Annotated in this window: 10 protein-coding genes; 6 read left to right on the top strand and 4 right to left on the bottom strand. The window is 75.5% G+C overall.

Annotated elements, in window-relative coordinates:
* Nucleotides 1-407: 407 nt before the first annotated feature.
* Nucleotides 408-1,697, bottom strand: a complete 1,290-nt coding sequence (tyrS, locus tag LPU43_RS02990; protein ID WP_229398647.1) for a tyrosine--tRNA ligase — start codon at nucleotides 1,695-1,697, stop codon at nucleotides 408-410.
* A 103-nt stretch (nucleotides 1,698-1,800) separates the two neighbouring features.
* Here tyrS and LPU43_RS02985 point away from each other — a divergent pair, with 103 nt between their 5' ends.
* Nucleotides 1,801-2,190 carry a PaaI family thioesterase gene (locus LPU43_RS02985; protein WP_229398644.1) on the top strand — a complete coding sequence of 130 codons (390 nt, stop codon included), beginning with the start codon at nucleotides 1,801-1,803 and terminating at the stop codon, nucleotides 2,188-2,190.
* Between the two features lie 201 nt (nucleotides 2,191-2,391).
* Here LPU43_RS02985 and LPU43_RS02980 read toward each other — a convergent pair whose 3' ends face one another.
* Both LPU43_RS02980 and LPU43_RS02975 read right to left on the bottom strand, forming a co-directional pair.
* Nucleotides 2,392-3,783 carry a hemolysin family protein gene (locus LPU43_RS02980; RefSeq protein WP_229398564.1) on the bottom strand — a complete coding sequence of 464 codons (1,392 nt, stop codon included), beginning with the start codon at nucleotides 3,781-3,783 and terminating at the stop codon, nucleotides 2,392-2,394.
* A 105-nt stretch (nucleotides 3,784-3,888) separates the two neighbouring features.
* Nucleotides 3,889-4,371 carry a GNAT family N-acetyltransferase gene (locus LPU43_RS02975; protein ID WP_229398562.1) on the bottom strand — a complete coding sequence of 161 codons (483 nt, stop codon included), beginning with the start codon at nucleotides 4,369-4,371 and terminating at the stop codon, nucleotides 3,889-3,891.
* Between the two features lie 244 nt (nucleotides 4,372-4,615).
* Here LPU43_RS02975 and pflB point away from each other — a divergent pair, with 244 nt between their 5' ends.
* The 4 genes from pflB to LPU43_RS02955 all read left to right on the top strand — a co-directional run bounded on the left by pflB (nucleotide 4,616) and on the right by LPU43_RS02955 (nucleotide 10,401).
* On the top strand, nucleotides 4,616-6,862 hold the full coding sequence (pflB, locus tag LPU43_RS02970; RefSeq protein ID WP_229398561.1) for a formate C-acetyltransferase: 2,247 nt from the start codon (nucleotides 4,616-4,618) through the stop codon (nucleotides 6,860-6,862).
* Entirely contained in the window at nucleotides 6,859-7,644 is a 786-nt protein-coding gene (pflA, locus tag LPU43_RS02965; protein WP_229398559.1) for a pyruvate formate-lyase-activating protein, read from the top strand. Before pflB ends, pflA begins: the two co-directional genes overlap by 4 nt.
* A 175-nt stretch (nucleotides 7,645-7,819) precedes the next feature.
* On the top strand, nucleotides 7,820-8,317 hold the full coding sequence (locus LPU43_RS02960) for a hypothetical protein (RefSeq protein WP_229398649.1): 498 nt from the start codon (nucleotides 7,820-7,822) through the stop codon (nucleotides 8,315-8,317).
* A complete protein-coding gene (locus tag LPU43_RS02955) occupies nucleotides 8,314-10,401 on the top strand; it encodes a M48 family metalloprotease (RefSeq protein WP_229398642.1) in 2,088 nt (695 codons plus the stop codon). The genes LPU43_RS02960 and LPU43_RS02955 overlap by 4 nt, the downstream gene beginning before the upstream one ends.
* On the opposite strand, the gene LPU43_RS02950 is transcribed toward LPU43_RS02955, so the two are convergent.
* On the bottom strand, nucleotides 10,368-10,667 hold the full coding sequence (locus LPU43_RS02950) for a hypothetical protein (protein ID WP_229398557.1): 300 nt from the start codon (nucleotides 10,665-10,667) through the stop codon (nucleotides 10,368-10,370). The two genes, LPU43_RS02955 and LPU43_RS02950, sit on opposite strands and share 34 nt — an antisense overlap.
* A 78-nt stretch (nucleotides 10,668-10,745) precedes the next feature.
* Here LPU43_RS02950 and LPU43_RS02945 point away from each other — a divergent pair.
* A partial coding sequence (locus tag LPU43_RS02945; RefSeq protein ID WP_229398555.1) for a universal stress protein occupies nucleotides 10,746-11,513 on the top strand: 768 nt, incomplete at its 3' end.

Below are 11,513 nucleotides of genomic sequence, written 5' to 3'. Positions count from 1 at the left end.
CGTTACCCTCCGGTTTCCGCCCTGTCAAACCGGCCTATCCCGATCTGACACGCTTCACCCGAATCGCGGGCACCACTCGCTCACCGGCATTCGCCGCCTCGTTCGTGGGTTCCGGCAGGCCGGCCGCTGCGGTTTCCCGCAATCTCGCCCGGTTCCCTACCGGCGTCGAACCATACCCGGTCGGTCTCGCCTCGCCAAATCCGCCCTGCGGCAGATCCGGGGCCCCGCCCGGTCCGGGCTCCGAAGGCTACAACCCTCGGCTCCCGAAGACTCATTCCCGCGCTCGGCCTCCCGGGTCTTTCGCCCCGTTCGTCCGTTCCGCGCTGGCAGAGAGAAAGTTACGCCCCCGGCGGATCGGTCGTCAAATCCGCCGGGGGCGTCCCGCGTCACACCTCGTCGACGTGCGGCTATCGCCGCAGCTCGACCCCGGCGAACGACTTCTTGCCGCGGCGCAGGACCAGGTAGCGCCCGTGCAGCAGCTCCCCCGGCGCGACCGTCGCGTCGACCTCGGTGATCCGGTTGTTGTTGACGTACGCGCCGCCCTCGGCGATGACCCGCCGGGCCTCCTTCATGCTCGGCACCAGGCCCGCCTCCCTGAGCAGCCCGGCGACGTCGGGCAGCTCGTCGAGGTGGACCAACCCGGCCTCGGTCAGCGCCGCGCGCAGCGTCTCCGGGGTCAGCTCCTCCAGTGAGCCCCGCCCAAAGAGCGCCTGGCTGGCGGCGACGGCCTGGGCCATCTCCCGCTCGCCGTGCACGAGGGTGGTCAGCTCCTCGGCGAGCGCCCGCTGGGCGAGCCGGGCCGCCGGCCGCTCGGCGGTCTCCTTCTCCAGCGCCTCGATCTCCTCGCGCGGGCGGAAGCTGAAGTACCGCAGGTAGCGGGTCACGTCCCGGTCGTCGGCGTTGAGCCAGAACTGGTAGAAGGCGTACGGGCTGGTCAGCTCGGGGTCTAGCCAGATCGCGCCGCCCTCGGTCTTGCCGAACTTCGTGCCGTCGGCCTTGGTCACCAGCGGGGTCACGAACGCCTGCACCGGCCCGGCCCCCCGACGGCGCACGTAGTCGACGCCGGCGGTGATGTTGCCCCACTGGTCGGAGCCGCCGAACTGGAGCTGGCAGCCGTGCCGGCGGTGCAGCTCGAAGAAGTCGTTGGCCTGGAGGAGCTGGTAGCTGAACTCGGTGAAGCTGATGCCGCTGTCCAGGCGGGCCTTCACCACCTCCCGCGCCAGCATCTTGTTCACCGGGAAGTGCTTGCCGACGTCGCGGAGGAACTCGACCACCGACATCTCGCCGGTCCAGTCCAGGTTGTTGACCAACCGCGCGGCGTTCGGGCCGACGTACGAGACGAAGGGCGAGAGCTGGTCGCGGATGCGCTCCACCCAGCCGGCGACCACCTCGGGCGGGTTGAGGCTGCGCTCGGCGCTCTCCTTCGGGTCGCCGATCTGCCCGGTGGCGCCGCCGACGAGCAGCAGCGGTCGGTGCCCGCCGAGCTGGAGCCGGCGGGCGGTGGCGACCTGCATGAGGTGGCCGACGTGCAGGCTCGCCGCCGTCGGATCGAAGCCCACGTAGAAGGTGGCTCCCCCGCCGTCGAGCAGCGCGCGCAACTCGTCGGGGCCGGTCGAGTCCTGGATGAGGCCTCGCCACTGCAGGTCTTCGGTCAGGGAGTCCCGCCCGGTGGGCGGGAGGCTGCTGCTGTCGGTCACGGTCACCGATTCTCCCCCATCCCCCGGCCCGGGCCGTACCGGGTTTGGCCCTGGTCACCGTTGGCTAGGCTGGTGCCCCTTTCACACGCGAGGAGTTGCCGTGGTGGAGACGCCCGACCTGACCGGGGGCTTCGTGGCCCTGCTCGGCCTGGAGTTCGACGAGGTGAGCGGGGACCGGGTGGTCATCCGGTGGCGGGTCCGGCCCGAGCTGCACCAGCCGTACGGCATCCAGCACGGCGGCGTGTACTGCTCGGTGGTGGAGACCGCCGCGAGCATCGGTGGCTCGCTCTGGCTGGGCGGGCGCGGTCGGGTGGTCGGGGTGTCGAACCAGACGGACTTCCTGCGGGCGGTGCGCTCCGGCGAGCTGACGGCCGTCGGCACGCCGGTGCACCGGGGCCGTAGCCAGCAGCTCTGGCAGGTGGAGATCACCGACGACGCGGGGCGGCTGGTCTCCCGGGGGCAGGTGAGGTTGCAGAACCTCACCGGGGACTGAACCGCGCGCCCCGTCCCGCCGACCGGCCGGATATCCGGTTCGAGAAGTAGGTGCGCTTGTCCGGCGCCCGTCGGGGCCGTGACCGCTGCGCCGGTTGGCGGCGCTGCTCGCCCGGGCAGCCGGGAGGCGCCGGTCGGGCGGGTCCGGCTGGTCCCGCCGGTGCCGGGGTTCCCGACCGGCGAGCCGGGCGGCGGCTGAGGGTCAGCGGCGGGCCGGGCCGAGGGCGCGTTCGCCGTCCGTGGCGTCTCCGTCGGCTGCTGGGGCAGCCTCGTGCGCCGCCTCCTCGTCGCCTGAGTCGTCGGCGGTCTCCGGGTCGCCCGGTGCGGCGTGGCGGCGCAGCCGTACCGCGGTGATCGCCCGGTGGTCGATGTCGGCGACCTCCAGTCGCCAGCCGTCGATGGTGACGTCCTCGCCGGGGACGGTCGGGATGTGGCCGAGCAGGATCAGCAGCAGCCCGGCGACGGTGGTGTAGTCCCCGACCGGGCGGCCGGGCAGCTCGACGCCGACGTCCGGCAGGTCGTGCACGGGGAAGGTCCCCGGCACCAGCAGCGCGCCGTCGTCCTCGGTGCGCACGCCGTGCACGTCCCGGTCGGTCTCGTCGTAGATCTCGCCGACGATCTCCTCGAGGATGTCCTCCAGGGTGACGATCCCGTCGACCGCGCCGCGCTCGTCGACGACCAGGGCGATGTGCTGCCGTTCCGCCTTGAACTGGCGCAGCGCGTCGACCACCGGCAGCGAGTCGGGCAGCAGCATCGGCGGGCGGGCGCACTCGTCGACCGGCCGGTCGTCGGGGACGCCGACGAGGTCGCGCAGGTGGATGACGCCGACCGCGTCGTCGAGGCCGCCGTGGCGCACCACCGGCGCGCGGGAGTGCCCGGTGGCGGCGAGCACCAGCCGCGCGGCCTCGGCGGTGGTCCCGCTGTCGAGCGTGAAGACCTCCAACCGGGGTACGAGCACGGCGCGCAGCCGCCGGTCGGCGATCTCGACGGCGCCGGCGATGATGGTCCGCTGCTCCTTGGTGAAGCCGTGGTTGCCGGCGACGATGTCGCGCAGCTCGTCCGGGCCGATCTCGTCCGGCTCGTGCTTGGGGTTCAGGCCGACGAGGCGGACCACCAGGTCGCTGGTGGCGCCGAGCGCCCAGACGGCCGGGCGGGTGAGGGAGGCCAGCAGGTCCAGGGGGCGGGCGACCAGCAGCGCCCAGCGCTCGGCGGCCTGCATGGCGATCCGCTTCGGGGCCAGCTCGCCGAAGACCAGGGTGACGAAGGTCAGCGCCAGGGTGACCACCACGATGGCGACCGTCTCGGCGGCGCCGCCGACGAAGTCGAGCAGCGGCACGAGCGGCTTGGCCAGGGAGACGGCCGCCGCGGCCGAGGCCAGGAAGCCGGCCAGGGTGATGCCGATCTGGATGGTGGCGAGGAAGCGGTTCGGGTCCTTGGCGAGCCGGGCCAGCACCCGGCCGGCCCGGCTGGTCCGCTCCAGCCGCTGGATCTGGCTGTCGCGCAGCGAGACCAGCGCCATCTCGCTGCCGGCGAAGACGGCGTTGAGGACGACCAGGACTCCGACCAGGGCCAGTTGGCTCCAGTAGCTCTGCACGCCCGGTTCTCTCCCTCGCGAGGTCGGCCCCGGTCGGTGCGACCGCGGCGCCGCCCGGAACCGGCGGCACGGCTGACTGTGCCCCGCGCGGGGCGCGGTGAATCCTCAGTCGGCCAGTTCGAGCACCCACTCCTCGATCTCGGCGCGCCGGCCGTTGGCGTACCCCCGGTCCTCGCCGCGCACGACGAAGCCGCACCTGCGCAGCACGGCGAGGGACGCGGCGTTGTCCTTGGCGGCCCGGGCCCGCACCGGGCGCTGCGGCAGCTCGGCCAGGAGCGCGGCGAGGGCGCGGGTGGCGTAGCCGCGCCCCCAGCGGGCGCGGTCGATCCAGTAGCTGACCTCGGTCTGCGCCTCGACGGGGAAGGCGACCACGTGGCCGACGACCTCGCCGTCGACGGTGACGGTGCGGGTGACGATCGCCGGGTCGGCGCGGATGCGCCGCCAGTGCGCGTCGAAGGCCGCCCGGTCGGCCGGGTCGGCGGGCCCGAACGCCGCCACCCAGTTGGCCTCCGGGTCCTGCTCGAAGGCGAAGAAGCGGGGCAGGTCGTCGTCGTGCACCGGGCGCAGGAGCAGGTTCTCGGCGGTCACCGGGGCAGGGTACCGGCAGGCCGCGGCCCACCGGCCCGCCTCGGCGTGGGCGGAGCGGGGCGGGCCGGGCCGGCGGCCTGTGTGGGCGGGGCGGCTCGGCGGCCGGCGGGGGCGGTGCGGGGCCGGGTCGAAGGTCCCGGGCGGGGCGGTCCGGGGACTCTGCCGGCGGCCGGTGGGGGTGGGCAGGCTGGAGGTGCGACCGGGAGATCCGGGAGCACCGGCCCACGACCCGGAGGGACAGACCATGACCGGCACCGAGCGCGTCCGCGACCCGTGGCGGGGCTTCGTCGACGGGACGTGGCGCACGACGATCGACGTGGCGGACTTCCTGCGCCGCAACCACGAGCCGTACACCGGGGACGCCGGGTTCCTCACCGGCCCGACCGAGCGGACCCTGGCCGTCTGGGGGCGGCTGACGGAGATGTTCGTCGAGGAGCGGCGGCGGGGCGTGTACGACATCGACCCGGCCACCCCGTCCACGATCACCGCGCACGCGCCCGGGTACGTGGACCGGGAGCGGGAGCTGATCGTCGGGTTGCAGACCGACGCGCCGCTGCGCCGGGCGATCATGCCGGCCGGCGGGCTGCGGATGGTGGAGACCGCGCTGAAGGCGTACGGCTACGAGCCCGACCCGACGGTGCACCGGATCTACACCGGCTACCGCAGGACGCACAACGACGCGGTCTTCGACGCGTACCCGGCCGACGTGCTCGCCGCGCGGCGCTCGCACGTCATCACCGGGCTGCCCGACGCGTACGGGCGGGGCCGGATCATCGGCGACTACCGCCGGGTGGCGCTCTACGGGGTGGACCGGCTCGTGGCGCAGCGGCGGGAGCTGAAGGCGGCCCTGGACGGGCGGCCGTCGACCGACGAGGTGATCCGCGACCGGGAGGAGCTGGCCGAGCAGATCCGCGCGCTCGGCGAGCTGAAGGAGATGGCCGCCGCCTACGGGTACGACATCTCCGGCCCCGCCGGAAGCGGGCGGGAGGCGATCCAGTGGCTGTACTTCGCGTACCTGGCCGCCACGAAGGAGCAGAACGGCGCGGCGATGTCGCTGGGGCGGACGGCGAACTTCGTGGACGCCTACCTGCGGCGGGACCTGGCCGAGGGGCGGCTGACCGAGGCCGGCGCGCAGGAGCTGGTCGACGACTTCGTGATCAAGCTGCGGATCGTGCGGTTCCTGCGCACCCCCGAGTACGACCAGCTCTTCTCCGGCGACCCGACGTGGGTCACCGAGTCGCTGGGCGGGATGGGCGTCGACGGCCGGCCGCTGGTCACCCGGACCAGCTTCCGCTACCTGCAGACCCTCTACAACCTGGGCCCCGCGCCGGAGCCGAACCTGACCGTGCTCTGGTCGCCGCGGCTGCCCGAGGGGTTCAAGCGGTTCTGCGCGCAGGTGTCGCTGGACACCAGCGCCATCCAGTACGAGAACGACGAGCTGATCCGGCCCGCGTACGACGACGACACCGCCATCGCCTGCTGCGTGTCGGCGATGCGGGTCGGCAAGGACATGCAGTTCTTCGGCGCGCGGGCGAACCTGGCCAAGGCGCTGCTGTACGCGATCAACGGCGGCCGGGACGAGCTGACCGGCGACCAGGTCGCCCCGGCGACCGAGCCGGTGGGCGGCGAGACGCTCGACTACGACGAGGTGCTCGCCGCGTACGACCGGACGCTGGACTGGCTGGCCGAGACGTACGTGGACGCGCTGAACGTGATCCACCACATGCACGACCGGTACGCGTACGAGCGGCTGGAGATGGCGCTGCACGACCACCCGGTGCGCCGGTTCATGGCCACCGGCGTCGCCGGCCTGTCGGTGGCGGTGGACAGCCTCGCCGCGATCCGGTACGGCCACGTGAAGGTGCTGCGCGACGACACCGGGCTGGCCGTCGACTACGCCGTCGAGGGCGAGCCGCCCACGTACGGCAACAACGACGACCGGGCCGACGCCATCGCCGTGTGGCTGGTGGAGGCGTTCGCCGAGAAGCTGCGCCGGCAGCGCACCTACCGCGACGCCGAGCTGACCATGTCGGTGCTGACCATCACCTCGAACGTGGTGTACGGCAAGCACACCGGCAACACCCAGGACGGGCGGCGGGCCGGCGAGCCGTTCGCCCCGGGCGCGAACCCGATGAACGGGCGGGACTCCCACGGGCTGGTCGCCGCCGCGCTGTCGGTGGCAAAGCTGCCGTACGACGCGGCCCGCGACGGCATCTCGCTGACCGGCACGGTCACCCCGGACGGGCTGGGGCACGCCCGCGACGAGCGGATCGGGAACCTGGCCGGGGTGCTCGACGGCTACACCGACGCGGGCGGGTTCCACCTCAACGTCAACGTGCTGGACCGGGCCACGCTGCTCGACGCGATGTCCCACCCGGAGCGCTACCCGCAGCTCACGATCCGGGTGTCGGGGTACGCGGTGAACTTCGTCCGGCTCACCCCGGAGCAGCAGCGCGACGTGGTCGCCCGCACCTTCCACGGCGCGCTGTGAACACCCGGCCGCAGGTCGCCGCCCCGGTCCCGGCCGGGGCGGCGGTGCGGGAGCCGACCGGGGCGGTGCACTCCTGGGACGTGTCGATCGGGGTGGACGGGCCGGGCACGCGGTTCGTCGCGTTCCTGGCCGGCTGCCCGCTGCGCTGCCGGTACTGCCACAGCCCGGACACCTGGTACGGGCGCAGCGGCCGGCGGCGCACCGTCGACGAGCTGATGGCGGAGGTCGAGCGGTACCGGCGGTTCGTGACGGTGGCCGGCGGCGGGGTGACGCTCAGCGGCGGCGAGCCGCTGCTGCAACCCCGGTTCACCGGGGAGGTGCTGCGCCGCTGCCACGCCCTGGGCCTGCACACCGCGCTGGACACCTCCGGCTTCCTCGGCGACCGCGCCGACGACGCCCTGCTCGACGCCACCGACCTGGTGCTGCTGGACGTCAAGTCGCGGGACCCGGCGACGTACCGGCGGGTGACCCGGACCGGCGCGATCGCACCGACCCTGCGGTTCGGTCGCCGGCTGGCCGCGCGGGGCACGCCGATCTGGGTCCGGTTCGTGCTGGTGCCCGGCCTCACCGACGCGGAGGAGAACGTGGCCGGGGTCGCCGACTTCGCCGCCGAGCTGCCCACCGTGCAGCGGGTGGAGGTGCTGCCGTTCCACCGGCTCGGCGCGCACAAGTACGCCGAGCTGGGGCTGACGTTCCCCCTCGCCGACACCGAGCCGCCCGCCCCGGAGCTGCTGGAGCGGGTGCGGGGCCAGTTCGCCGCCCGGGGCCTGACCGTCCGCTGAGGCCGGCGCACCCGCCGCCCGGGTAGGGGCCGACCTCCGTCGGCCGGGCACCCCTCAGGCGAGGTCGGCCGGGTCGGTCGCCGGCGAGGTGGTCGGCCGGATCGGTCGGAAAGGCGACCGACGCGCGGGGCCGGTGGCACTGGTGGGGAACGCGCGGGACCGTTACCAATGGTGGATGGCGCGCATCCGATCCCGCCCCGACCACGTCGACCGGACCGCGGCGCTGGCCCGCGCGGTGGTGACCCGGCTCGCCCCCGAGGAGTTGCCGGCCTTCGACCTGCTCGCCGCCCCGTACCTGGCCGGCGCGGACGGCTCCGCCGAGGGCGGGCGGCTGGAGTTCGGGGTGGTGGAGGCGGTGGCCACGGTGACCCCGGTGGTCACCCTGGTCTGCGCCACCGTGACCTCCGCGCTGCTGCGCGGCGCGGAGGGCGAGCTGGAGCAGCTCGGCGGCCGGGCCACCCGGGGGCTGTTCGGGGCGTTGCGGCGACGCCGCGCCGCCCCGCCGGCGGCGGAGGCGACGGCCGCGCCGCGCTGGTCCCGGGAGCAGTTGGCCGAGGTCCGGGCGACGGCCGCCGACCGGGCCGCCGCCCTGGGGGTGGAGCCGGAGCTGGCCGGGGCCATCGCCGACGCGGTGGTCGGTGCGCTGCTGCTGGACGGGGAGGCGGGGTCGTGACCGGGTCGGCCGGCGCGGCGGGCGGGATGCTGCGCGGCCGGGCGGCGGACACCGGGTTCCTGCTGCTGCCGCTGGCAGTGCTGACGGCCAGCACGGCCGTGCTGCTCGCCGTCGTCTTCGGGATGACCGTTCTGGTGCCGCCGGGCTGCGGGCTGGACGTCTTCGCGTACCCGTGCACGTCGGTGTTCCTGCGGATGTCGAACTTCTTCAACCTGCTGGTCGTGCCCGGCGCGATGTTGTTCCTGTGGCAGGCCCGGCTGCACCGGCGGCGGACCCGACCGCTGGAGCCCGGGGTGTTCGCCGCCGCCGAGCCGGTGATCGACCGGGTGCTCGCCTCGGCCGCCCTGCCCCGGCCGGTGCCGGTGGTGCTCGGGCCGGGCCTCGGCCGGCGGGCGTTCACCGGGGGCACCGGGGCGCGGCCGTACGTCGCCTGCGGGCCGGAGCTGCTGGCCCTGCCCGGCAAGGGCGAGGAGGGGCGGCGCGTCTTCGAGGCCGTGCTGCGGCACGAGCTGGCCCACGTGCAGAACCACGACCTGCTGCGCCACCACTCCGCCACCGCGCTGCGGATCTCCGCCCGGACAGCGGCGCTGCTGACCGGGCTGCTGCTCGCGGCGGAGCTGGCCTGGGCGCAGCCGCCGCCCGGGGCCGGCACGGTCGCCGGGGTCCTCGTCCGGGCGGGGCTGCTGGCGGTCGCCGCCGAGCTGGTCGTCCGGGCGTTCTTCCGGGCCCGGGAGCACCAGGCCGACCTGCGGGCGGCCGGCGGGGATCCGGCCGGCATCCGGGCGGCCCTGCACGGGGGCCGGGAGCGCCCCCGGGGCCTGCGGGAGCGGCTGCTGAGCCGGCACCCCACCACGGCGGCGCGCCTCGCCGAGATCGACGGGGGCGTGACGGTGCTCGCCTTCCCCCTCGGCCAGGTCCTGGCCGGCGGGGTGTTCGCCGCTGTCGGCCTGGACAACGTCCAGCTCCTCCTGAGCCTGTTGATGCGCGGCGGCGTGCTGGAGCTGCCCCGCCCGGACGCGGTGTCCTGGCCCTCGCTGCTGGCCCAGTTCGTGGTGGTCGGGCTGCCGGTCGCGGCGTTCCTCGCCCTCGGGGTGAGCCGGGACGCCCGGGGGCGGCGGCTCACCGGCCGGCCCGCCCGGCCGTGGCGGGTCGGCCTGGTCTTCGCGGCCGGCCTGGTCGCCGGGCTGTTCCTGGCGCCGTACGGGCCGCTGCTGTACGGGCCGCCGGCGGCGTACCTGCCGGTGCTCACGAGCGTCGCGGTCTGCGCGGTCGGCGCGGTGGCGCTGTGCCACTGGGCGGCTGCGGCCACCCGCCCCGGTTCGCCGGCCGCGCCGCCGTCGCGCGCCCACCTCGCGGTGGTGCTGCCGGTCGCGGCCGGCGCGCTGGTGCTGCTCTGTCAGATTCTGCTCGCGACGATCGAGAACGGCTTCGACTGCCGGTACCGGGCCGGCTGTGGGCCGTGGGGGTTCGTCCGGGTCGCCGTCGCCGGTTTCTCGCCGCTGTGGGCGGTCGTCGTGCTCACGCTCGCCACGGTGGTCCTGCTGGTGGTGACGCTGCGCCGGGTCCGGCCGACGGTGGCGGCGCTGCGCCCGGCCGTGGCGGCGACGGCGGCCGGCGCGGTGCTGGCGGCGGCGCTGCCGCCGATGCCCTGGGCGGACGCGCTGGCCGTGGACTGGGGCGTCCTCGGCCCCCGGTGGGACGCCCCGGCGGCGCTCGTCCTCCAGGTGACCCTGCTGACGGCGGTGGCGGTGGCGGCGACGACCGGGCGGGACCTCGCCGGGCCGGTGGCGGCCGGTGCCGCGCTGGTCGTCGCCGGGGTGGGGCTGGTCTCCCGGCTGGCCGACGCGGCGGGCGGTCCGGTGCCGCTGCGCGCGCAGGACGTGGCCGACCACGCCGGGATCCTGCTGGGCGGGGTGCCGGCCCTGTCCCTGGTGGCCGTGGTGGCGGCCCTCGGGGCGCGGGCCCTGCTGGCGCGGGCGCGCACCGACCGGCCCGCGCGGGCCCCCGTGCCCGGCCCGCGCGCCGCGCCGCCGGAGGCGGCCGGAGGGGGTCAGCCCGTGGGCGGAAGGGCCACCGGGGAGTAGCCGTACAGGTCCAGCAGGCGGCCCCGGGCCGCGTGCAGGCGGTCCACCACCACGCTCATGAAGCGGGTGGTGAGCTGCCGGCCGAAGGCGTCGTCGGACTCCATGAGCCGGCGCACCCCGTCGGCGGTGAACTCGACGGCGGTGCTGCGCCGCACCGCGACCGCCCCGAACTGCCAGCGGTACGGCGGGATGCGCCTGCTCCGCCCGCGGATCGCCGCACCCTGCTCCCCTGGCCTGGCCGGCCGGGGGTGGGGGTTCGGGACCAACGGCCCGGGGGTCGGGTCCGGCGGCCCTGACCGGGACGGCCGCGCCGGAGGAGGCTGGAGCCGAAGAAGGAGGACGTGATGACCATCAGATCCGGTGCCCCCGTCGTGGTGGGCGTGGACGGTTCGGCTTCCGCCCTGGACGCGGTCCGGGTGGCGACGCGGGAGGCCGTGGCGCGGCACCGCCCGCTGCGGGTGGTGCACGCCTTCATCTGGCCGCTGCTCGGCGCGCCACTCGGGCCGGCGCCCGACGGCCCGGCGGACGCGGGGCTGCGCCATCAGGCGGAGCAGGTCGTCGACGAGGCGATGGCCGAGGCGAGGAAGGTCTCCGCCGAGGTCGACGTGACCGGCGAGCTGGTCGACGGCTCCCCCGCCCGGGTGCTGGTGAGCGAGTCCCAGGACGCGGCCCTGCTGGTGCTGGGCTCGCGGGGGCTCGGCGGCTTCGCCGAGCTGCTGGTCGGCTCGGCGGCGGTCCAGGTGTCGGCGCGGGCCGACTGCCCGGTGCTCGTGGTGCGCGGCGAGCCCCGCGCCGACGGCCCGGTGGTGGTGGGCGTCGACGGCTCGGAGCTGTCCGACGAGGCGATCGCGTTCGCCTTCGAGGAGGCCGCGCAGCGGGACACGCCCCTGGTAGCGGTGCACGCCTGGCTCTACCCGACGCCGGTCGGCCCCGGCGACGTCCTGCCGCTGACGTACGACGTCGACGCGCTGATCGCGGAGGAGGAGCGGGCGCTCGCCGAGTCGCTCGCGGGCTGGTCGGAGCGGTACCCGCAGGTGCCGGTCCAGCGGCGCCTCGTGCGGGGCGTGCCGGCCCGGGTGCTGGTGGAGGAGTCCGCGTCCGCGCAGCTCACC

Source organism: Micromonospora okii, assembly GCF_020884795.1.
Lineage (GTDB): Bacteria > Actinomycetota > Actinomycetes > Mycobacteriales > Micromonosporaceae > Micromonospora > Micromonospora okii.
This window is presented reverse-complemented; position numbering and strand designations above follow the sequence as displayed.

Coding starts and splice junctions, on each gene's coding strand:
- pflB (WP_229398561.1), top strand. CDS start 4,616: ATGACCGGCACCGAGCGCGTCCGCGACCCGTGGCGGGGCTTCGTCGAC.
- LPU43_RS02960 (WP_229398649.1), top strand. CDS start 7,820: ATGGCGCGCATCCGATCCCGCCCCGACCACGTCGACCGGACCGCGGCG.